This is a genomic window from Brevibacillus sp. BC25 (assembly GCF_000282075.1).
GTDB lineage: Bacteria > Bacillota > Bacilli > Brevibacillales > Brevibacillaceae > Brevibacillus.
Genome location: NZ_AKIX01000069.1, coordinates 20,950 through 42,016 on the forward strand (window position 1 = coordinate 20,950; position 21,067 = coordinate 42,016).

General features: G+C 48.3%; 21 protein-coding genes. All 21 read left to right on the forward strand.

What is annotated here, in order from left to right; translation table 11 throughout:
• The first annotated feature begins 114 nt into the window (after positions 1–114).
• The 21 genes from PMI05_RS19030 (at position 115) to lysS (ending at position 20,763) form a co-directional block, all read left to right on the forward strand.
• Entirely contained in the window at positions 115–1,773 is a 1,659-nt protein-coding gene (locus PMI05_RS19030) for a peptide ABC transporter substrate-binding protein (RefSeq protein WP_007725214.1), read from the forward strand.
• A 151-nt stretch (positions 1,774–1,924) separates the two neighbouring features.
• Complete coding sequence (locus PMI05_RS19035) at positions 1,925–3,019, forward strand: dipeptide epimerase (RefSeq protein ID WP_007725218.1); 1,095 nt, start codon at positions 1,925–1,927, stop codon at positions 3,017–3,019.
• Between the two features lies 1 nt (position 3,020).
• A complete protein-coding gene (locus tag PMI05_RS19040; protein ID WP_007725221.1) occupies positions 3,021–3,938 on the forward strand; it encodes an NlpC/P60 family protein in 918 nt (305 codons plus the stop codon).
• A 25-nt stretch (positions 3,939–3,963) separates the two neighbouring features.
• On the forward strand, positions 3,964–4,923 hold the full coding sequence (locus PMI05_RS19045) for an ABC transporter ATP-binding protein (RefSeq protein ID WP_007725224.1): 960 nt from the start codon (positions 3,964–3,966) through the stop codon (positions 4,921–4,923).
• Between the two features lie 250 nt (positions 4,924–5,173).
• Positions 5,174–6,118, forward strand: coding sequence for an RNA polymerase sigma factor RpoD/SigA (locus PMI05_RS19050; RefSeq protein WP_007725227.1), 945 nt, complete (start codon positions 5,174–5,176; stop codon positions 6,116–6,118).
• A 188-nt stretch (positions 6,119–6,306) separates the two neighbouring features.
• A complete protein-coding gene (hslO, locus tag PMI05_RS19055) occupies positions 6,307–7,179 on the forward strand; it encodes an Hsp33 family molecular chaperone HslO (protein ID WP_007725230.1) in 873 nt (290 codons plus the stop codon).
• Between the two features lie 28 nt (positions 7,180–7,207).
• Entirely contained in the window at positions 7,208–8,110 is a 903-nt protein-coding gene (locus PMI05_RS19060; RefSeq protein ID WP_007725234.1) for a peptidyl-prolyl cis-trans isomerase, read from the forward strand.
• Positions 8,111–8,192: 82 nt separating this feature from the next.
• Positions 8,193–9,125, forward strand: coding sequence for a cysteine synthase A (gene cysK, locus PMI05_RS19065; protein ID WP_007725236.1), 933 nt, complete (start codon positions 8,193–8,195; stop codon positions 9,123–9,125).
• 120 nt (positions 9,126–9,245) lie between these two features.
• On the forward strand, positions 9,246–10,739 hold the full coding sequence (locus tag PMI05_RS19070) for an anthranilate synthase component I family protein (protein ID WP_007725238.1): 1,494 nt from the start codon (positions 9,246–9,248) through the stop codon (positions 10,737–10,739).
• A gap of 17 nt (positions 10,740–10,756) precedes the next feature.
• Positions 10,757–11,341: an aminodeoxychorismate/anthranilate synthase component II gene (gene pabA / locus PMI05_RS19075; RefSeq protein WP_007725240.1), complete on the forward strand. Its 585-nt coding sequence runs from the start codon at positions 10,757–10,759 to the stop codon at positions 11,339–11,341.
• A 136-nt stretch (positions 11,342–11,477) separates the two neighbouring features.
• On the forward strand, positions 11,478–13,121 hold the full coding sequence (locus tag PMI05_RS19080; RefSeq protein WP_007725242.1) for a PhoX family phosphatase: 1,644 nt from the start codon (positions 11,478–11,480) through the stop codon (positions 13,119–13,121).
• A gap of 20 nt (positions 13,122–13,141) precedes the next feature.
• Positions 13,142–13,348, forward strand: a complete 207-nt coding sequence (tatA, locus tag PMI05_RS19085) for a twin-arginine translocase TatA/TatE family subunit (RefSeq protein ID WP_007725243.1) — start codon at positions 13,142–13,144, stop codon at positions 13,346–13,348.
• Positions 13,349–13,417: 69 nt separating this feature from the next.
• The gene (tatC, locus tag PMI05_RS19090) at positions 13,418–14,146 is read left to right on the forward strand and encodes a twin-arginine translocase subunit TatC (protein ID WP_007725246.1); all 729 of its coding nucleotides are present in this window, start codon (positions 13,418–13,420) and stop codon (positions 14,144–14,146) included.
• A 38-nt stretch (positions 14,147–14,184) separates the two neighbouring features.
• Positions 14,185–15,030: an aminodeoxychorismate lyase gene (gene pabC / locus PMI05_RS19095; RefSeq protein ID WP_007725248.1), complete on the forward strand. Its 846-nt coding sequence runs from the start codon at positions 14,185–14,187 to the stop codon at positions 15,028–15,030.
• A 52-nt stretch (positions 15,031–15,082) separates the two neighbouring features.
• Complete coding sequence (gene folP / locus PMI05_RS19100) at positions 15,083–16,270, forward strand: dihydropteroate synthase (RefSeq protein ID WP_007725251.1); 1,188 nt, start codon at positions 15,083–15,085, stop codon at positions 16,268–16,270.
• A gap of 2 nt (positions 16,271–16,272) precedes the next feature.
• The gene (gene folB / locus PMI05_RS19105; protein WP_007725254.1) at positions 16,273–16,644 is read left to right on the forward strand and encodes a dihydroneopterin aldolase; all 372 of its coding nucleotides are present in this window, start codon (positions 16,273–16,275) and stop codon (positions 16,642–16,644) included.
• Positions 16,641–17,171: a 2-amino-4-hydroxy-6-hydroxymethyldihydropteridine diphosphokinase gene (folK, locus tag PMI05_RS19110; RefSeq protein ID WP_007725257.1), complete on the forward strand. Its 531-nt coding sequence runs from the start codon at positions 16,641–16,643 to the stop codon at positions 17,169–17,171. Before folB ends, folK begins: the two co-directional genes overlap by 4 nt.
• Positions 17,123–17,332, forward strand: a complete 210-nt coding sequence (locus PMI05_RS30135) for a helix-turn-helix domain-containing protein (RefSeq protein ID WP_007725259.1) — start codon at positions 17,123–17,125, stop codon at positions 17,330–17,332. The genes folK and PMI05_RS30135 overlap by 49 nt, the downstream gene beginning before the upstream one ends.
• Before the next feature lie 70 nt (positions 17,333–17,402).
• Positions 17,403–18,431 carry a tRNA dihydrouridine synthase DusB gene (gene dusB / locus PMI05_RS19120; RefSeq protein ID WP_007725261.1) on the forward strand — a complete coding sequence of 343 codons (1,029 nt, stop codon included), beginning with the start codon at positions 17,403–17,405 and terminating at the stop codon, positions 18,429–18,431.
• Between the two features lie 217 nt (positions 18,432–18,648).
• Positions 18,649–19,125: a transcription elongation factor GreA gene (greA, locus tag PMI05_RS19125; protein ID WP_007725265.1), complete on the forward strand. Its 477-nt coding sequence runs from the start codon at positions 18,649–18,651 to the stop codon at positions 19,123–19,125.
• A 102-nt stretch (positions 19,126–19,227) separates the two neighbouring features.
• Complete coding sequence (gene lysS / locus PMI05_RS19130) at positions 19,228–20,763, forward strand: lysine--tRNA ligase (protein WP_007725267.1); 1,536 nt, start codon at positions 19,228–19,230, stop codon at positions 20,761–20,763.
• Positions 20,764–21,067 lie beyond the last annotated feature (304 nt).

Consider the following 21,067-nt stretch of genomic DNA (forward strand, 5'->3'; position numbering starts at 1 on the left):
CTTGGCTGTCGAGGGCAGTGGTCAAGCCCGGCTTCATTCGTGTAAAAGAGGGTGTCGTCTGACGGCGCTATCCTTTTACGTCATACAAAAACAAAAAATAAGGGGGAAGAAACAGTGAAAAAACTATCAACATTGTTGCTGACGGCTACACTGGGTGTGTCCATGCTCATGGCTGGATGTACATCGGGACAACCAGCTGCACCGAGTGAGCCTGCACCAGGCAACACGGCTCAGCCAAATGCTCCGACGCCGGGCGATCAAGCGGCAAAACTCCTGTTGCTGAATAATATCAAGGAACCGACGTCATTGGACCCACCGATTGGCTTCGATGAGCCGTCTTATAACATTTTGAACAACTTGATGGAAGGCTTGACTCGCCTGGACGAAAATCAAAAGCCTCAACCAGCGGCCGCCTCCGAATGGAAAGTCTCCGTGGATGGAAAAACCTACACCTTTACCCTGCGTGACAACAAATGGTCCAATGGTGAACCGGTAAAGGCTCAGGACTTCGAATTCGCGTGGAAACGCATGCTTGACCCTGCACTGGCATCTCCGGCAGCATCCCTCGCGTACATTATTGAGGGAGCGGAGGCATATAACAGCGGTAAAGGACCGGCGGATGGCGTAAAAGTAAAAGCGGTGGACGACAAGACACTAGAGGTCGTTCTCGCTCAACCAGCTTCCTGGACGCTTCTGTTGGCATCCAACCCAGCTTTCTTCCCTGTACACAAAGCAACTGTAGAAAAAGATCCGAAATGGGCGGCAGAAGCAGCAAGCTTTGTTGGAAACGGACCATTCAAGCTGACAGAGTGGGCACATGACAGTGAACTGAAAATAATGAAGAGCGATACGTACTGGGACGCGGCTAATGTAACCCTGCCTGGTGCCGTTTGGAAAATGATTGATGACGAGAATACCGAGTATCAAATGTTTACGAACGAAGAGCTGCACAGAACGACAACTGTTCCTGCAGACATGGCAGACCAATTGTTCAAAGACGGCAAAGTATTCGTGCGTGATGGAGCAGGTACAGAGTTCTATCGTTTCAACGTAACGAAGGAGCCATTTGATAACGCCAATATTCGTAAAGCCTTTAGCTTGGCGATTGACCGTCAAACGCTGGTCGACCTGGTGCTGATGCGTCAACAAAAACCGGGAACAGGCTTCGTGTCTTTTGGTTTGCCTGATGCCAACGGTGAAGGACAATTCCGTGAAGTAGGCGGAGAATTGGTGAACTTCAACCCAGATGAAGCGAAGAAGCTCCTGGAACAAGGAATGAAAGAAAAAGGCTACACAAAGCTGCCAGAGGTTACACTCACGTACCGCAGCGGAACGGCTAACGAAAAAACGGCACAAGCCGCGCAAGAAATGTGGAAGCAGACGCTGGGCGTAGATGTGAAGCTGCAAAAAGTAGAAGGAAAAGTTTTGACGGATATGCAAAAGCAATTACAGTATCAAATTGCTCGTTCTTCCTGGTTGCCTGACTTCGGTGATGCGATCAACTTCCTCGACATTTTCCAATCGAAGGCAGCAAGCAATCGTACCGGCTGGAGCAATGCGCAATTCGACAAGCTGATCCAAGACGCATACAAGGAGCCAGACGATGCAAAACGTCTGAAACTGCTACATGACGCAGAAAAACTTTTGTTGGATGAAGCGCCAATCGCACCGCTTTATTTCTACAACACTTCCTTGCTCTCAAGCGACAAGGTGAGTGGTATTCAAAGTTCTTCACTGAGCTATACAGATCTGAGAAAAGCTGTCGTGAAGTAAGAAAGAGTGAGTTGGGAGAAGTCATTTCAGGCGGATGGAATGACTCTCCCCCCTTTTTTGCTAGAATTTTTAATAGTGCTATAATTTAGTATGTCTATTAGAAAAAACACAGCTAAAGAAAGCACGAGTACTGGAGAAGATGGAGGAAAACATGATTATTCAAGCCATCGAAGTAAAACGAATATCTGTTCCATTGAAAAAGCCTTTTAAAACCGCTTTGCGTACGGTGCACAGTCTGGAGTCCATTTTAGTGAAAATCACCTGCGACAACGGTATGGTCGGGTGGGGCGAAGCTTCGGCTACTGTCGTCATTACTGGCGACAGCATCGAGAGCATCGAGTCGGCAATTATGAATACGACGAGACCTCAGCTCATCGGCTTGAATTTGCTTGCCTATGAACGAGTTTTCCAAACCTTGCATCAATCCATGGTAGGAAATACGAGTGCGAAGGCAGCGGTTGACATTGCGTTGTACGACCTCATTTCTCAGCGCGCAGGAATGCCGCTGTATCAATTCCTGGGTGGTTACCGTGATCAATTGGAAACGGACTATACCGTCAGCGTGAACTCCCCGAAAGAAATGGGTGAGGATGCGGCTGCCTATCTCAAGCAAGGCTTTAATGTACTGAAAATCAAGGTCGGCAAGGACAATATCGAGGATGACATTTTGCGCATCCAGGAAATTCGCAAATCCGTGGGCAATCAGGTGAAGATTCGTCTTGATGCCAACCAGGGATGGAATGTAAAAGAAGCGGTGCAATCCATTCGCAAAATGGAGGACATGGGTCTTGGCATCGAACTCATTGAGCAGCCTGTAAAAGCGCATGATCTGGAAGGTTTGAAGCGGGTAACAGATTCGGTCGATACGCCAATCATGGCTGACGAGAGTGTGTTTTCACCAGCACAGGCCCTACAGGTTTTGCAAAACCGTGCGGCTGACATGATTAATATCAAGCTGATGAAGGCTGGCGGCATTTACAAAGCACAATTGATCAACCAATTGGCTGAAGAGTACGGTATTCCATGTATGGTTGGCAGCATGATCGAATCGCGTCTGGCTGTATCAGCGGCAGCTCATTTTGCAGCTAGTAAGAAGAACATCACCCGCTTTGATTTCGATGCTCCGTTGATGCTTTTGCACGATGGCATAGAAGGTGGCGTAACGTACGAGGGACGCTTGATGCGCATGCCAGAAGAGTCTGGGCTCGGTATTCGTTCCGTCAGCCTGTGGGAGGGGGAGAACTAAGATGAAAACTGCCATTGTTTCTGTTTCTATCGCCACTGTGTGGACCAAGCCGGAGTCGCCGCGTGATATTGACCAAGTGGCACTCCAATCGCCGGTAGATGCACGAAGCTGGCTCGCTTCCCTTACTGTTGAGGAGAAGCTTGGTTTTTACGACAATAACGCGATTCAAACACAAGCGCTGTACGGTACGCGCGTAGAGGTAGTCGAGGAGCAAGGGGAATGGTCACAAATTCTGATTCCTGATCAGACTACGAACAAGAACGCAACAGGGTATCCGGGCTGGGTTCCGTCTCGTCAGCTAGCACCGTGGTCAGATGCCTTTGAGGTACAGCAAGGCGAAAAGCTGGCGATGGTCACGGCGGCGTTTACCCGTCTACATACACCTGACCAAAAACCAGACATGGAGCTTGCGTTTTTGACCAAACTGCCGCTGATCGAGGAAACCGCGGACTGGGTAACGGTAGCGACACCGAACGGCACAGGACTTTTGCCAAAAGCAGACGTCCAAATCGTAAAAGCAAACGAGCACATCGAGCTTTCCGATAATCGCGGAGAGGCAATCGTAGAAGCAGGTAAGCGATTCCTCAACCTGCATTATTTATGGGGCGGCATGTCCTCTTACGGGTATGACTGCTCGGGATTTGCGTACAACATGCACCGATCCGTGGGTCTCCAGATTCCGCGTGATGCATCTGATCAGGCAAAAGCCGGACAACTCGTGGAAAAAGAAGCTTTGCTTCCGGGCGATCTGCTGTTTTTTGCCCATGAAGAGGGGAAAGGCAGAGTCCATCACGTGGGCATTTACATGGGGAATGGCGAAATGATTCATTCTCCGGATTCACGAAGCGTCATCGAGATCGTCAAGCTGGATGGCTACAAGCTCGAAAAGGAACATTGCGTCTCCAGACGATACTGGTAAACGGATAACGGGGAGGAGTGGCCAGATGCAACGAAAGAAGCTGGTCCAGGTAAAGAACCTGACAAAAACCTTTACGTTGGGTAAAGGGCTCTCACTTACGGCAGCGGACAATGTTTCCTTTGATATATACGAGGGGGAAACGTTTGGACTGGTAGGGGAATCTGGCTGCGGCAAATCGACCACAGGCCGCACAATCATCGGATTGTATCAACCGACGACAGGTGAGGTTATTTTTGATGGGCAAAACGTCCATCAGGCATCATCTGCTGAGCGGAGTAAGCTGACACGCCATATGCAAATGATTTTTCAGGACCCATATGCTTCTCTGAATCCCCGAATGAACATTGCGGAAATCATTTCGGAGGGCCTGCATCTTAATGGGCTATATAAAGGGAAGGAACGAATGAAGCGTGTGATTGAGCTGTTAGAGATGGTTGGTTTGCAAAAAGAGCATGCCAACCGTTTCCCGCACGAGTTCAGCGGTGGTCAGCGACAACGGATAGGGATTGCTCGGGCGCTTGCCGTCAATCCTACCTTCATCATTGCCGATGAGCCGATTTCCGCACTCGATGTTTCGGTTCAGGCACAGGTCGTTAATTTAATGAAGAAATTGCAGCAGGAACAAAAGCTGACGTATTTGTTTATCGCGCATGATTTGGCGATGGTCAAGCACATCAGTGACCGTATTGGCGTCATGTATTTGGGCAATATGGTCGAGATGACTGCCAGTGAAATTCTTTACGAATCACCGAAGCATCCTTACACGCAGGCGTTGTTATCGGCCATTCCTGTCCCCGACCCCGATTTGGAGAAAAGCCGTGAGCGCACCATTATCGAAGGTGACGTTCCCAGCCCGATTAATCCACCTAGCGGCTGTGTATTCCGTACACGCTGTCCGGTAGCCAAAGCCGTATGCGCCGAAAAGAAGCCTATTTGGCAGGAAGTAGACACCAACCACTTCGTCGCCTGTCACTTGTATCAGTAGCCTTCTGTTTTATCAGAAGATTCGACATTGTCTTTTTGCCATCCTTCGTTAATGGGATGGCTTTTTCTTCATAAACTTTTAACTCTAACCTATGAAAGGGCTTTCATCAACTATTCGGAGAGGAGAACTGTTAATATTCTGTTAACTGGCAGGAATCAAACAGGTTTTGTCGAAATACGGATACAGTAAAACATTCCGTGACTCACCTACTTCATCGTGAACTTCCATTCCAGAGAAGTGAGGGTTGCATATGACTCTGAGTACCTCCTCGTTCCATTCAACTCCCCGTCGCTGGCGGGAAGTGGAGACACAGTTGGGAATTGTTGTCCCTAGATCACTTCGATCGGACACATCTGCTCTACTGTTTTTGGAAAGCGTCGCTGCAACACCCATGTTGGACAAAGAAGAAGAGCTTGCTTGCCTGATTCGCTATCAAAGGGATGACGATCTTGAAGCACGTGAAACGATAGTGCGCGCCTATTTACGATACGTAGTTAGTACCGCTTTGCGCCATTTGAAAAGAGGGATGCCATTCCTGGATTTGATTCAGGAGGGCACGATAGGTTTGTTTACCGCGATTGACAAATTTGATGTGGGACGTGGCGTGCGTCTCTATCATTACTCACACTGGTGGATCTCTCAAGCGATCACCCGTGCCATCAACGACAAAGCAACTTTGATTCGCATTCCTGTCCACATGCATGAGCAGATTCGCCAGTATCAGAAGCAAGTACTACATCTCGTCCACGCTTTGAACCGTACGCCTGATCGGCAGGAGATTGCCGTACTCTTGGATATTCCACTAGAAAAGGTGGAAGCCATCGAACTGGCTTTAATGATGAAGATGGAGTCCATCGACGCTGAGCTGGATAGTGAGAAATGGCAGGCTTGGCATGAAGACGAGAGCTTGAGCTACGCAGAAATCATGGATGATGGGTTGTCCTCTCTGGATGACTGGATTGAAAAGGTAGATCTTCGCTCGCAAATGCGCGCAGCGTTGGAGCGGCTTAGTCCCCGCGCCCAAGAAATTATCTCCATGCGTTATGGTCTCTATGATGATCAAGTGTATACGCTGGAGGAAGTGGGGAAAATGTTCGGTCTTACCCGCGAGCGTATTCGCCAAATTGAAGCGACGACGATTGACCGATTGCGTACGCAAAAAGCTTCACACGTATTAAAAGATTATTTAACCTAACATAGGATTTAGTTAATTCGGCCCCTCTTCTTACAGAGGGGTCTTTTCTGTCAGAAATGGTCGAATTCACAAAGTGTCAGACTCACAGTGGGAGAAGCGTAGTCTTTTTCTCCTTGTGGTAAACTGGTAAGATAGCTTCATGTTTTTTTCACTATGTAAAGAGGTAGTTTGAAAAGGAGGATCGCTACATGGGCGATTATATGATAAGAGCAACTGGTTTTAATGGGCATGTTCGTGCATTTGCCGCACGCACGACAGAATCTGTCGAAGAAATGCGTCGTCGTCACGACATGTGGAATACAGCGACAGCAGCAGCGGGACGTACGCTGACTATTACCTTGATGATGGGGACTATGTTAAAAGGAAACGAGAGCCTCCATGTCAAAGTAAAAGGAGGCGGACCAATCGGGCAGATCATGGCGGAAGCAAACGCACATGGTGAAGGAATCGCTTATGTATCCAACCCGCATGTCCACTTTGAGCTAAACGATAAAGGTAAGCTCGATGTAGCGCGTGCAGTGGGAACAGACGGGTTTGTGTACGTAACGAAAGATCTCGGTCTCAAGGAGCCGTATCAAGGCAGCTCGCCGATCGTCTCTGGTGAGATTGGGGAAGACTTCACTTATTATTTTGTGATGTCCGAGCAAACGCCTTCAGCAGTAGGTGTGGGTGTACTGGTTAACCCTGAGGACCGTTCTGTTTTAGCTGCGGGTGGATTTATTCTTCAGCTGTTGCCGAATACGCCAGAAGAGGTTGTAGCAGCAATTGAAGAACGCCTAGGACAACTTCCACAGGTTTCGCGCATGATTGGCGAAGGCTTGACTCCTGAAGAGATTTTGGCCCGCGTATTGGATGAGCCAAAAATCCTGAGCCGCACGGAGATTCAATTTAGCTGCAAATGTACAGCGGATAAGGTTGTTCAGGCACTGATCAGCATGGGACGCGAAGAAATGAAAGGTATGATTGAGGAACAGGGCGAAGCTGAAGTACACTGTCATTTCTGTAATGAACGTTACCATTATGACAGATCCGCGTTGGAAGACATCCTGAAAGACATGTAAGCGCGGCGTCAAGTAGGGGAGTGTTGGCATGACCAACGTAAAAGGGTTGTGGGCATTCATTGGCGCGCTCGTATTGTTGCTGCTTGCCGTTACCTGGGCATGGTACCAGGCATCAGGCAAGCTGCAGCCTGCCGCCATCGTAGGGGATAAGACGATTAGCAACGATGAGTATGTAACGGCGCTGAAACAAAAGTTCGGTAAGCAAGTGCTAAACGACATGATTAATCGGGAAGTCGTTTTTCAAGAGGCGAAGCGTTCCGGCATCACGGTTGATCCGAAGCAGCTGGACCAAGAGCTTTCCCAGATTCGCGACAGTTACGGCAGTCGGACAGACAGCGAGTTTGAAGCTGCGCTGTTAAAACAAGCGGGGACGACCGTGGAAGCCCTGAAGCAGGAGATTTCTTACCAAATCCTGCTGCAAACCCTGGCAACGAAGGACATGACCATCAAGGATGAAGAAGTACTAAACGTCTACAATAGCCGATCTGACCGTTATACCCGACCGATGCAGATGCGTTTAGGGCAGATCGTCGTGGCTTCCCAAAAAGAAGCAGAACAAGTTTTGGCTGATTTAAAAAACGGGGCAGACTTTCAGACGATTGCCAAAGAACGCTCGATTGATGCGGATACTGCGGTGAACGGCGGCGATGTAGGCTGGGTTTCCATCAAGGATAATCGATTGCCTGACGAAGCGAAGCCCATCGTAGAAAAGCTGGAGAAAGATAAATATAGCGAAGCGATCAAAATAGAAGATCATTACGTCATTTATCAACTGACAGAGCGCAGGGAAGCCAGTCAACGGACGTTTGAAGAGGTAAAAGATGAGTTGCGCCGAGAAATCGCATTTGCTCAGGTCGAGTCGCTGGATGTCGTGCTGGAGCGATTGCGAAAATCGGTAGGGGTCCAGATTTCTGGGCAAATGCCTCATTGACCAAATAGGCTACCGTTGATATAATTATGTCAATAAATCCTAGCGTTTTACTCGGTTATTAAAAATAGGAGGGGCAGAACATATGCGCGTGGCTAATTCCATTACCGATTTGATTGGATTTACTCCGCTTGTAAAGCTGAATCGTATTGTCACCGAAGATATTGCAGACATTTACTTGAAGCTGGAGTTCTTCAACCCGGGCAGCAGTGTAAAAGACCGAATTGCGTTGTCGATGATTGAGGCAGCAGAGGCAGATGGAAGTCTGAAACCGGGTGATACCATCATTGAACCTACGAGCGGAAATACCGGTATTGGACTCGCGATGGTTGCTGCTGCAAAAGGATATCGTGCTATTCTGGTCATGCCAGAGACGATGAGTATTGAGCGACGCAACCTGTTGCGTGCGTATGGTGCGGAGCTGGTTCTCACACCAGGTAGCGAAGGGATGGGCGGAGCGATTCGCAAAGCGGAAGAGCTGGCGAAAGAAGATAGCTCGTATTTCATTCCGCAACAATTTAAAAACCTGGCAAACCCGGCCGTTCACCGTGAGACAACTGCTCGTGAGCTGCTGGACCAAGCGAAGGAAATCGGCGGCGTAGATGCGTTTATTTCCGGTATTGGTACAGGCGGAACGATTACGGGTGTAGGGCAGGTTCTTCGTGAACACTATCCGAATGTACAAATCGTGGCTGTTGAGCCTGCGGCTTCGCCAGTTTTGTCCGGCGGCAAACCAGGTCCACATAAGATCCAAGGTATCGGGGCTGGCTTTGTTCCAGATATTCTCGATACACAAATTTACGACGAAATCATTAAAGTAGAAAACGAGGACGCTTTTGAAACCGCGCGTCGTGTTGCTCGTCAGGAAGGTATTCTCGGCGGGATTTCGTCTGGAGCAGCGATTCATGCGGCTCTGCAAGTAGCAGCGAAGCTCGGAAAAGGCAAAAAAGTGATCGTTGTCATTCCTTCGAATGGGGAGCGTTATTTGTCCACGCCTCTGTATCAGTTCGAAGATTAATTGTAAAAAAATACCGCAAGACCACGGAGCGCTACGTTGGCGACGTGGTCTTTTCTTTTTGTGTCAGGCAACTATATAATGAACGGATAAATAGTGAAAACCGGAGCGTGAAGAGGAAGAATGTTCCCTACCTTTGCTGATTGCCAGACGTATGCCTTATCTTATCCGTTGGTCCCCCTTGCCCTGCGTAAACCGTGGTCTTCGACGATTGATCCGTGGCAGGTGCTCACAAAACTACAGCCTTCTCTGCAACATGCTGTCCTGTTGGAAAGTGGACGAGCTGGGCGGTATACCTTTTTGGCATATGAGCCTATCGCTACGCTGCGCAGTCAGCGAGGAGAAACCATTGTTTCGTACCCAGAAGGAAAAATCGAGAGCATAGAGACTCACAACCCATTGAATGCTTTACGAGAGCTGCTCTCTCGTTACCGTACGCCTGCGCTTCCAAGTATGCCAGATTTTGCTGGGGGCGCTGTAGGCTATATCAGCTATGAGATGAACCGCTTTTTTGAGCCGAGCTTGCCACAGATAGCGACTGACGACTTACAGTTGCCAGACCTGTATGTTATGATAATGCAAGACCTTCTTGTCTTTGATCATGAGACCCGAGAGATCATTTGCCTGACGCATTTGAGCGCGGACAATTTGACCGAAGAGAGCTATCGACAAGCAGCATTCCACCTGGAAAAACGCATGGACTCGATTGCTTCATTGGCAATGGATCGCGATGAGACAGATTGGGAAGCTTTGCGTAAAAAACCGCTTGCCAAGCTAGTGCCAGCGTCAGTATCCTTTGCCAAAGACCAATTCGAGGATGCCGTTCGTCGGGTGCAGGAGTACATCGCCCAAGGGGATGTTTTTCAGGTCAATCTGTCGGTACGGCAAAGTAAGCCGGTACAGGTGACTGCCCCAGAAGTGTACGATGTGCTTCGCAAGCTGAATCCGTCTCCTTATATGGGCTATCTGAGCTTCCCTGAATTTCAATTAGTTAGTGCTTCGCCAGAGCTACTTGTAAAGGTAAAAGGCAAGGAATTGCATACGCGTCCGATCGCCGGTACACGTCCACGTGGATTAACGGATGAGCAAGACGATGCGTTGGCACGTGAGCTAATTGATAATGAAAAGGAACGCGCAGAGCATGTCATGCTGGTTGATTTGGAGCGCAATGACATGGGCCGTGTCTGTCGCTTTGGCAGTGTGGAGGTCAGCGAATTCATGGTCGTGGAGAAATATTCCCACGTCATGCATATCGTCTCTCACGTCAAAGGAGAGCTGGCAGCAGGCAAGGATGCGCTTGATGTGATCGAAGCGACTTTTCCGGGAGGGACGATTACCGGAGCGCCAAAAGTTCGCACGATGGAAATCATCGAAGAGCTGGAGCCAGTCAAGCGAGGCGTCTATACGGGATCAATCGGCTGGTTTGGCTTCAATGGTGATATCGAGGTCAACATTGCCATCCGCACTATGGTGATCAAGGATGGCGTAGCTCATGTCCAGGCTGGAGCGGGTATCGTGATTGACTCGGTTCCAGAGGCCGAGTATGCCGAGTCATTGAAAAAGGCAGAAGCGTTGTGGAAAGCGCTTGAGTTGAGCGAGCAGAGAACGATGAGTTGAGAGGAGATGAGTGTACGATGATTTTGATGATTGATAACTACGATTCCTTTACCTACAATTTGGTGCAGTATGTGGGAGAGCTTGGGGAAGAGCTACAAGTGTATCGCAATGACAAAATTACACTGGAAGAAATCGAACGATTGGCACCTGATTATTTGATGGTGTCTCCAGGACCGTGCACGCCAAATGAAGCGGGGATCAGCATGGATGTTATCCGCCATTTTGCCGGAAAAATTCCGATTTTAGGTGTTTGTTTGGGCCATCAGTCCATTGGGCAAGTGTTTGGCGGAAAAGTCATTCGGGCCGAGCGCTTGATGCACGGAAAAACGTCGGAAGTTTTCCATGATGGCAAAACTATCTTTCAGGACATTCCTTCTCCCTTTACGGCGGCACGCTACCATTCCTTGATTATTGAGGAAGCGTCCATTCCGAGTGAGCTGGAAGTAACCGCCCGGACAGCCGAAGGTGAAATTATGGCTGTGCGCCATCGGGAGTACCCAATCGAAGGCGTCCAGTTCCACCCTGAATCGATTATTACCGAGCACGGCAAACAATTGCTGAAGAACTTCCTTACTGCATACGCGCGCCATACGACAGGTTAACACATAGATACGACAGGAAAACCGCCTTTTTACGAGGGCGGTTTTTTATTTACATACTCTTTATATAACATTCATGGTTCCTCGATATACGGCTTGTACAATGAAAACGAAGAAGGCAAAAAAGGAGAGATAGTAAATGGATGTAAATCGTCGACAGTTTTTGACTTATCTTGGAGTAGGGACAGCGGCGTTGGCTTCGGTGGCAACGGGAATTCCTGCCCTGGCAGCTGGCGGTAACCTATCAGGAAAAACGGCCGATCATCTGTTTGGTCTCGATACAAAGAAGCATAACTTCAATCCGAAATTCAAAGAAATTCATCCGACTACAAAAGACGATGTTGTACTGCCGGACGGTTTTAAATACGATGTAGTGGCTTCTTATGGCGATAAAATCAATGCAGCAGGAGATACCTTCGGGTTCAACAACGACTTCACCTGTTTCCTGCCAATCGAAGGCAAGTCCGATCATGGCCTCTTGTGGGTAAATCACGAATATTTAGGTGAGTTGGAATATTACGTAAACGGTTATGACTATCTGAATGCTGATTCTGAGGACAACAAACGTACCCCTGCACAAATCGAAAAATACTTGTATGCACTGGGCGGTTCCATTATTGAAATCAAAAAAGAAAATGGCACATGGAAGCTTGTTTCCGATTCCAAATATGGTCGTCGGGTAAGCGGGCTGACCAAGCATGTGCTGACGGGTCCAGCAGCTTCCATTGCTAAAGAAGTAACCGGAACATTTGCGAACTGCTCCGGCGGCGTGACGATGTGGAATACAATTCTTTCCTGCGAGGAAAACTACATGGACGTCGTCGGCGATTGCAAGCTGCCTGAAGCCGAGCATTATGGCTGGGTTGTTGAGGTAGATCCATTTGATCCAAAATCGACTCCGAAAAAGCATACAGCGCTGGGCAGATTCTCCCACGAAAACACGGCAATGGTTCTAGCTCCGACTGGACAACTGGTCGTTTACATGGGGGATGATGCGAAAGACCAATACGTGTACAAGTATGTTTCCAAAGGCAAGTACGATCCGAAGGCAGGGAAAAACAATTCCAAGCTGCTGGAAGAGGGTACACTGTACGTTGCCAACTTCGGTAAGGGCAAGTGGATTGCGTTGGATTTCGCAACAAACGAAGCACTAAAAAAAGCAGTCAATGCAGATGGCAAACCGATGTTCGCTTCTCAGGCTGACGTGCTTCTCAACTGCCGAGATGCATCCAAAGCAGTAGGGGCTACCCCGATGGATCGCCCAGAAGACCTGGAAGTACATCCGATTGATGGCTCCGTCTTCATTGCCCTGACCAACAACGACAAGCATGGCAACTTCTATGGACAAATCGTTCGTCTGTTCGAGAATGACAACAACCATGCAGGCTTGGAGTTTACGTTTGAGATTTTTGCAGCAGGCGGACCACAAAGCGGTTTTGCGGCACCAGACAACATGGCTTTCGACAGCGCGGGTAACCTGTGGATCGTGACAGATATCTCGTCCTCGTCGATGAACAGCGGCATTTATAAATCCTTTGGAAACAATGGTGTGTTTTTCATTCCAACAACGGGTAACAACAAGGGTGAAGCCGCACAATTCGCGTCTGCACCAGTAGGCGCTGAAATGACAGGTCCTTGGTTCACCCCTGATGAAAAAACACTGTTCCTGGCCGTACAGCATCCAGGTGAAAACCTGAAGTCGTATGACAAGCCAACCAGCCACTGGCCTAAAGGCGGAAATGCAGTAGCCATGCCGAGCGTGATTGCTATTACAGGTTTCTAGGACAAGGAGTGTAACAGATTATGCTGTCGAGCATCGGTATTCCTGGATTAATTCTGATCCTGATCATTGCTTTGGTGATTTTCGGGCCGAGTAAACTGCCAGAAATCGGTCGTGCTTTTGGACGAACCTTGACCGAATTTAAAACCGCAGCAAAAGATTTGACCAAAGACGATGATGAAAAAGAAAAAGAGAAGGCTCCAGAAGAAGCGTTGAAACGAATCAACTAATCCAGCCTGAGTGAAGGCGGTGCGTACATGAGACGCACTGCCTTTTTCCGCGCATGAGGAGGAGTTCGAGTGAGCAAAGAGATGCCTATACTTGAGCATGTTACAGACTTGCGCCGCAGAATTCTGATTGTGTTGTCCGTTCTTGTTGTCAGTATGGTTATCTGCTTTTTGTTTGTGGATCATATTTATTTGGCATTAGCGAATCATTCAGGGGAAAAGCTGGCGATTCTTGGGCCGGGAGATATCCTGTCGATCTATGTGAAGCTGGCCGCAGTCGGTGCACTTGCGATCACAATTCCGGTTGCCGCTTATCAAGTTTGGCGCTTTGTGGTGCCCGCATTGGAAGAAAGAGAGCGAAAAGTGGCGCTCATGTATATCCCGGCTCTATTCCTGCTATTTATTTTCGGGCTTTCCTTCGCCTACTTTGTGCTCTTTCCGATGATGTACAAATTTGTGTTGGGGCTATCTAACGGGAATTTTGAGCTGGTCATTACAGCGAATGATTACTTCACCTTTATGCTCAATCTGTGCCTGCCGTTTGGGTTGCTTTTCGAACTACCGGTGATTGTTTTGTTTTTGAGCCATTTAGGGATTCTCAACCCGCATCGTTTGGCAAAAATGCGGAAGCCGGCCTACCTGGTGCTCGCAATCATCTCGATTACGATTACGCCGCCTGATTTCCTTTCCGATATTATGGTAATTGTGCCACTCATCGTTTTATATGAAATCTCTATTACTATCTCGCGTTTCGTACACGGCAAACGCTCGGGGGAAACGGGACTTTCTTCGGAAATGTGATATGATGCTCTCGACTATATTATCGGGAGAGAGCGCAGATGCACGTTTATGTTAACGGGACGATTTGTCCGGCTCACGAGGCTACAGTATCGGTATTGGACCACGGGTTTTTGTACGGTATTGGTTTGTTTGAAACGTTACGTGTATACGACCGCAAGCTATTTTTATGGGATGCTCATTACGCCCGGCTTTGTTCCGGGCTTTTTGCGTTGCAGATTCAACCTGCTTGGACAAAGGAAGAGCTCGCTTGCGCCATCTTGATGACCATAGATGCCAACGAGTTGCGTGATGCTTACGTCCGCTTGAGTATTACGGCTGGCGCAGAAGGAGTGGGCTTGGTAGCAGGGGGGTACGAGAGTCCGTCCTTATTCGTATTTGCCAAACCTGTAGCACCTCTGGTAGTACCTCCTCCGCCTAAGCGATTGCAGACATTGGCGTTGGCTAGACAGACAGCGGAAGGCCAGCAGCGCTTTAAATCGCACAATTTCTTAAACAATGCTCTTGCTCGACAAGAACTCGGTGCCCGTCCCGATGTGGAAGGTCTGTTTTTGACGCATGATGGCTTCGTGGCGGAAGGAATTGTGAGCAATGTGTTCTGGGTCAAGAACGGCAAGTTGTTTACCCCTTCTATTGATACGGGCATTCTTGATGGGGTAACGCGGCGACATGTTTTGACTTTGGCACAGCAATTATCGATGCCTGCCGAAGAAGGTCGATATCGCTTAGAAGATCTGCTCAACGCCGATGAAGTCTTTACGACAAATTCCGTGCAAGAGATCGTTCCGATTACCGAAATTGACGGGCATTGCGTCCCTTCGACATATGGTACACATTCGTGCGAACTGCACCGCGCCTACCGTCAGTCTGTAGCGGCTAGCGAGTAAATTATGGTATGCTACTATTCAATGTGCGAAGACGGATAAAGGGAGTTTGATCATGAAATACAATTCATTTCGAATCCATGCTGCGACCTTCGCTGAGATGGTATCGGAGCTTGTCAAAAGGGGTGTTCCTGTTGTGGAAGCCGAACGTATGGCGGAAGCGGGGACGAGCCTGAAGATTCACACGGAAAACATGAGTGTGGCAACAGCACAGAGTGTGAGAGAGATTATGCACTCTTTCGATGCGGAAGCCATTCTTTCAGACCAACCGGGTACTGTCGACAAAAAATACGTGCTGCTGTTGGCTTCACACACGAAGATGGATTTGGCGTTGGATCATATGAAAACCCAAACAGAAGAACTACGAGCGTTGGCGGCAGAGGTACGGGAAGTTTTAGCTATGCCTGCCAAGCTTCGTGCGCGGCGTGAGCTGAATTGTGGTAAGTATGTCCTGCCACTGGGGGAGCGCACGCTAGTCATGGGCATTTTGAATGTGACACCTGATTCATTCTCAGATGGCGGTCGCTATGTCGATGTGGAGGCAGCACTGGCACAAGCGCGTGCGATGGTTGAGGCCGGAGCTGACCTGATTGATATCGGGGGAGAATCGACACGTCCGGGGTCGGAAGCAGTCGATGAGGCGACGGAGCTGGACAGAGTGCTACCAGTCATTCGGATACTTTCGCAGGAATTGTCTGTTCCGCTGTCCATTGACACATACAAAGCGGCGGTTGCAGAACGGGCTGTTTTAGAAGGGGCACATATCATTAATGATGTATGGGGAGCGAAGCGTGACCCGCGGATGGCAGAGGTAGCTGCTCGTCTCGATGTGCCCATTATCCTGATGCACAATCGCGAAGACACGGACTATCACGACTTTTTCCCAAACTATATTAAAGACTTGCGTGAGTCAGTACAGATCGCCTTGCAGGCAGGGGTAAAACAGGAGCGTATCATTCTCGATCCGGGGATCGGGTTTGTAAGGAGTGTCGAGCAAAATCTCGAAACGATGCGCAGGCTGGATGATCTGGTAGGGCTGGGCTATCCCGTTCTGCTTGCCACTTCACGCAAGCGGATGATCGGTCATGTTCTCGACGTGCCTGTAGATGAACGAGTCGAAGGTACCGCAGCGACAGTTGCCCTCGGGGCGGTAAAAGGCTGCCATATGGTACGGGTGCATGATGTCAAAGAAATGAAGCGCGTGACGAAGATGATGGATGCGATGCTAAAAGGGGGCATTTAACCTTGGATAAAATCTACTTCAATGGCATGTCTTTTTACGGATACCACGGTGTGTTTGGAGCAGAGGCTGAACTGGGCCAACGGTTCTATGTCGATCTGGAGCTATCGCTCGATTTATCTAAGGCCGGAGCAAGTGACGATCTTCACGATACAGTCAATTACGCCGATATCTTTACTTGTGTGCAAAAAATTGTCGAGGGTGAACGATTTCATCTGATAGAAAAACTGACTGCTGTGATAGCAGAACGTCTATTGGAGCAATTCCCTTTGCATGAAGTTAAAGCAAAAGTGACCAAGCCGAATCCGCCGATCAATGGGCATTATGAGTCGGTTGCGATTGAGATGATCCGTAGAAGAGAGGATTTTGCTTCATGACAGTTTGTGCGTATTTGGCGTTAGGCTCCAATCTTGGGGATCGGGCACAGAACTTGCGCCGGGCGATACAGAGATTGAACGAGCAACCTGGAATTCGCGTGCTTCGTGTCTCCTCTGTTTATGAGACTGATCCATTTGGTAACGTCGAACAAGACGCATTTCTGAATATGGCGATCGCTGTGGAAACAGAACAGAGCCCGGATCAGCTGCTAGAGACGGCTTTGTCAGTAGAGCGAGAGCTGGGTCGTGTACGAACGGTTCGGTGGGGACCGCGCACGATTGATATTGACTTACTGTTGTACGGGACATCTCGTGTTTCGCAAGACAATCTCATGATTCCTCATCCCGGGCTGAGCGAGCGTGCTTTTGTACTCGTGCCGCTCCGAGACGTTTGGGAAGGCGGCGTTTTACCAGAGCATAACCAGACCATTGATCATTATCTTTCCTTATTGGTAGAAGATCACAAGGGGGTACGTGAGTGGGGATCAATCAACTGGGAAATCGAATCCGGTCCTTCCGAAAGCTAAAAGGGTATACGCAACAGTCCCTTTCGGACAAGATGGGAGTGTCACTGTCTTTTGTTGGATCACTAGAGAGAGGAACTCGTACGCCAACAGAGCCTGTATTACGGAAGATCGCCAGCACTTTACAGGTAGACTACGATGAATTATGTGCTATAAATAAGTGATGTAATGAAGTTTGGATAGGATTGTCCTCTCCAAGACCCCGACTAAGCGGGAATAAGGAGGCGAAAATAGATGAAAATCGGCAATATCGAATTAAAAAACAACGTAGTTCTCGCTCCAATGGCAGGTGTCTGTAATCCTGCTTTTCGTCTGATTGCCAAGGAGTTCGGTACTGGATTGGTTTGCGCCGAGATGGTAAGCGACAAGGGCATCGTGCACGGAAACAAAAAAACGATGGATATGCTGTTTGTCGACGAGCGCGAAAAACCACTAAGTTTGCAGATTTTTGGTGGAGACAAGGAAACCTTGGTGAGTGCGGCGAAATATGTAGACCAGCATACGAATGCGGATATCATTGATATCAACATGGGCTGTCCTGTGCCGAAAATTACGAGCTGTGATGCAGGTGCGCGTCTGTTGCTCGATCCAGATAAAATCTACGAAGTGGTATCTGCTGTGGTCGACGCGGTCGACAAACCAGTTACCGTGAAGATGAGATTGGGTTGGGACGAAGATCATCTGTACGTACTGGATAACGCCAAGGCAGTAGAACGTGCAGGCGGCAAAGCGATTGCTGTTCATGGACGCACCCGCGTACAAATGTACAAAGGGAAAGCTGATTGGGACTGGATCCGTCAGGTGAAGGAAACCGTTTCGATTCCGGTGATTGGTAACGGGGATGTCGCTACCCCTGAGGATGCGAGACGCATGCTGGATACAACGGGTTGCGATGGTGTCATGATTGGACGCGCTGCGCTCGGAAATCCATGGATGCTGTATCGCACCATTCAATACCTGACGACGGGAGAGCTCGGACCGGAGCCATCCGCACGTGAAAAGATGAATATTTGTTTATTGCACGCAGAGCGTTTAATCGCGCTGAAGGGTCCGCGAGTGGGCGTCCTTGAAATGCGTAAGCACGCGGCGTATTACTTGAAAGGCTTGAAGGGCTCGACGCACACGAAAAATCTCGTGAATGCGGTTGAGACAGAAGAGGAGCTTCGCAGCGTCCTCATGAACTTTGTCGACTGGATCGAAAACTACGCAGATGACAGTGAAGAACCGCTGGAAACAGCAGGTGATGAGGCTGTCAGCTACTAAAATTGGCGGTTCATTCCAGACATTGACAAGGGTTCCTTCATATCCTATAATACTCCGTAATATTAGGAGCCGAGCTGCCAGTCCACACTGGCAGCTTTACCTATGAACCTCACAGACGATTGCATTCTGCTGTATATTGTATGGAACATCTACATATAATCCTTTGTACTTTACCCAGTATAAATGGAATCATTTTTTAAAACGGGGGAATTGAACCATGTCTGAAAAAGAAGTCATCCTTACACCAGAAGGTTTAACGAAGCTGGAACAAGAGCTTGAAGATTTGAAAACGGTTAAACGCAAGGAAGTAGCTGCTCGTATTAAAGAAGCGATTAGCTTTGGAGATATCAGTGAGAACTCTGAATACGAAGAAGCAAAGAATGAGCAAGCGTTCATTGAAGGTCGCATTCTGACCCTGGAAAAAATGCTGCGCAATGCCCGCATCATCACAAATGAAGATGTAGATACAGGTGTTGTAAGTGTTGGTTCCCGCGTGAAGCTGAAAGATCTTGAGTTCGGTGATGTTATGGATTACACGATTGTAGGTTCTGCTGAATCCGATCCGATGAACAACAAGATTTCCAACGAGTCCCCGGTAGGGCAAGCGCTCCTCGGCAAAGCAAAAGGCGCGATTGTTGATGTAAACGTACCGGCAGGAGTCATTCAGTACGAGATTCTTGATATTAACCTGTAAGCAGTCGATCTATGGCGTACCTTTTGCGAGGTACGCCGTATCGCTATTATAAAAGTCTGTACAAAATTGTTAATGCAGGCATTTTTTAGAGGAGTGAGTGAAATGGCAAACGAGCAAGACCTCCAGCAAGAGGACCTTCAACAAGAAGAACAGCAACAGGAAGGGCTCCACGAGCTTCTTCAAGTGCGTCACGACAAAATGAATCAATTGCGTGAGTGGGGCTTTGATCCGTTCGGTAAAAAATTCGAGCAAACGCATCACGCTGCAGATATAACAAAAGCTTTTAGCGAAAAGAGCAAGGAAGAGCTGGAAGCGGAAGAGAACGTGGTTACGATTGCAGGCCGCTTGATGGCGAAACGTGGAATGGGTAAGGCGAGCTTTGCTCAACTGCTGGATCGTTCCGGTCAGATTCAAATCTACGTCCGTCAGGATACCGTTGGCGAAGAGCTGAGCAAAGTATTTGATTTGGCTGATATCGGTGACATGATCGGTGTAACTGGTGTTATTTTCAAAACAAAAACCGGCGAGCTCAGTGTAAAAGCAAAGGAACTATCCTACCTGACCAAATCACTGCGTCCACTGCCTGAGAAATACCATGGTCTCAAAGATATCGAGACTCGCTACCGTAAGCGTTACGTGGATTTAATTGTGAATCCAGAAGTTCGTGATACGTTCATTACTCGTAGCCGCATTCTGACTTCAATGCGTCGTTATTTGGACAACCTCGGCTATCTGGAAGTAGAAACACCTACACTCCATGCGATTGCTGGTGGTGCATCTGCTCGTCCATTTATCACGCACCACAATGCATTGGATATGCAGTTGTATATGCGTATTGCAATTGAGTTGCACTTGAAACGCCTGATTGTTGGTGGCCTGGAAAAGGTGTATGAGATCGGTCGTGTATACCGCAACGAAGGGATCTCTACTCGCCACAACCCTGAGTTCACGATGATTGAGCTGTACGAAGCATATGCCGACTATCAGGATATCATGAGCCTGACTGAAGAAATGGTTGCTCATATCGCACAGGAAGTATTGGGCACTATGAAAATTCAGTACCAAGGCAACGAGATTGACCTGACACCAAAATGGCGTCGTGTACACATGGTAGATTTGATTAAGGAAAATCTCGGCGTCGATTTCTGGAAGGAAATGAGCGACGATGAAGCACGTGCTTTGGCAAAAGAGCATGGCGTATCTGTTGAGCCTCACCATACGTTCGGACATGTAGTAAATGAATTCTTTGAGCAAAAGCTGGAGCATACGTTGATTCAGCCAACCTTTGTTTACGGTCATCCTGTGGCGATTTCGCCATTGGCGAAGAAAAATGATCAGGATCCGCGATTCACGGATCGTTTTGAGTTGTTTATCGTAGCTCGTGAGCATGCTAATGCATTTACAGAGCTCAATGATCCAATTGACCAGCGTGAACGTTTTGAAGCACAGCTATTGGAAAAAGAAGCTGGTAACGACGAAGCGCATGATATGGACGACGATTTCATTGAAGCGCTTGAGTATGGTATGCCGCCAACTGGAGGATTAGGAATCGGAATTGACCGTCTGGTAATGCTGTTGACCAACTCTCCTTCTATTCGCGACGTACTGCTGTTCCCTCATATGCGTAACCGCGATTAGTCTTGCAGAATAGAACCATCTGAGAAAACCTCAGGTGGTTTTTATTTTTTTACTTGCACTTAAAAAGGTTAAGTGTTATATTAATACCTGTTCTTCTTTTTTACTTAATCGATCACGAAAAATGATGTGAAATTAGTTCTTGCTTTTCCTTCGGAGTTTGTGGTAGATTAATGAGGTCGCTGAAAAACACGTTAAAAAAACTTGTTGACACGGCCTGGACAACCTGATAAGATGAAGTGGTTGTTGTGAAAAATGCTCTTTGAAAACTGAACAGCGAAAGCGTTAATGAGTCTATCATTAAATG

What these genes read in the sequence shown, in the direction of transcription:
- PMI05_RS19040 (WP_007725221.1), top strand. Translation starts at nt 3,021, where the DNA reads ATGAAAACTGCCATTGTTTCTGTTTCTATCGCCACTGTGTGGACCAAG.
- greA (WP_007725265.1), top strand. Translation starts at nt 18,649, where the DNA reads ATGTCTGAAAAAGAAGTCATCCTTACACCAGAAGGTTTAACGAAGCTG.
- folK (WP_007725257.1), top strand. Translation starts at nt 16,641, where the DNA reads ATGACAGTTTGTGCGTATTTGGCGTTAGGCTCCAATCTTGGGGATCGG.
- cysK (WP_007725236.1), top strand. Translation starts at nt 8,193, where the DNA reads ATGCGCGTGGCTAATTCCATTACCGATTTGATTGGATTTACTCCGCTT.
- pabA (WP_007725240.1), top strand. Translation starts at nt 10,757, where the DNA reads ATGATTTTGATGATTGATAACTACGATTCCTTTACCTACAATTTGGTG.
- pabC (WP_007725248.1), top strand. Translation starts at nt 14,185, where the DNA reads ATGCACGTTTATGTTAACGGGACGATTTGTCCGGCTCACGAGGCTACA.
- PMI05_RS19035 (WP_007725218.1), top strand. Translation starts at nt 1,925, where the DNA reads ATGATTATTCAAGCCATCGAAGTAAAACGAATATCTGTTCCATTGAAA.
- PMI05_RS19045 (WP_007725224.1), top strand. Translation starts at nt 3,964, where the DNA reads ATGCAACGAAAGAAGCTGGTCCAGGTAAAGAACCTGACAAAAACCTTT.
- PMI05_RS19080 (WP_007725242.1), top strand. Translation starts at nt 11,478, where the DNA reads ATGGATGTAAATCGTCGACAGTTTTTGACTTATCTTGGAGTAGGGACA.
- PMI05_RS19060 (WP_007725234.1), top strand. Translation starts at nt 7,208, where the DNA reads ATGACCAACGTAAAAGGGTTGTGGGCATTCATTGGCGCGCTCGTATTG.
- PMI05_RS19050 (WP_007725227.1), top strand. Translation starts at nt 5,174, where the DNA reads ATGACTCTGAGTACCTCCTCGTTCCATTCAACTCCCCGTCGCTGGCGG.
- dusB (WP_007725261.1), top strand. Translation starts at nt 17,403, where the DNA reads ATGAAAATCGGCAATATCGAATTAAAAAACAACGTAGTTCTCGCTCCA.
- PMI05_RS19070 (WP_007725238.1), top strand. Translation starts at nt 9,246, where the DNA reads ATGTTCCCTACCTTTGCTGATTGCCAGACGTATGCCTTATCTTATCCG.
- lysS (WP_007725267.1), top strand. Translation starts at nt 19,228, where the DNA reads ATGGCAAACGAGCAAGACCTCCAGCAAGAGGACCTTCAACAAGAAGAA.
- folP (WP_007725251.1), top strand. Translation starts at nt 15,083, where the DNA reads ATGAAATACAATTCATTTCGAATCCATGCTGCGACCTTCGCTGAGATG.
- tatA (WP_007725243.1), top strand. Translation starts at nt 13,142, where the DNA reads ATGCTGTCGAGCATCGGTATTCCTGGATTAATTCTGATCCTGATCATT.
- hslO (WP_007725230.1), top strand. Translation starts at nt 6,307, where the DNA reads ATGGGCGATTATATGATAAGAGCAACTGGTTTTAATGGGCATGTTCGT.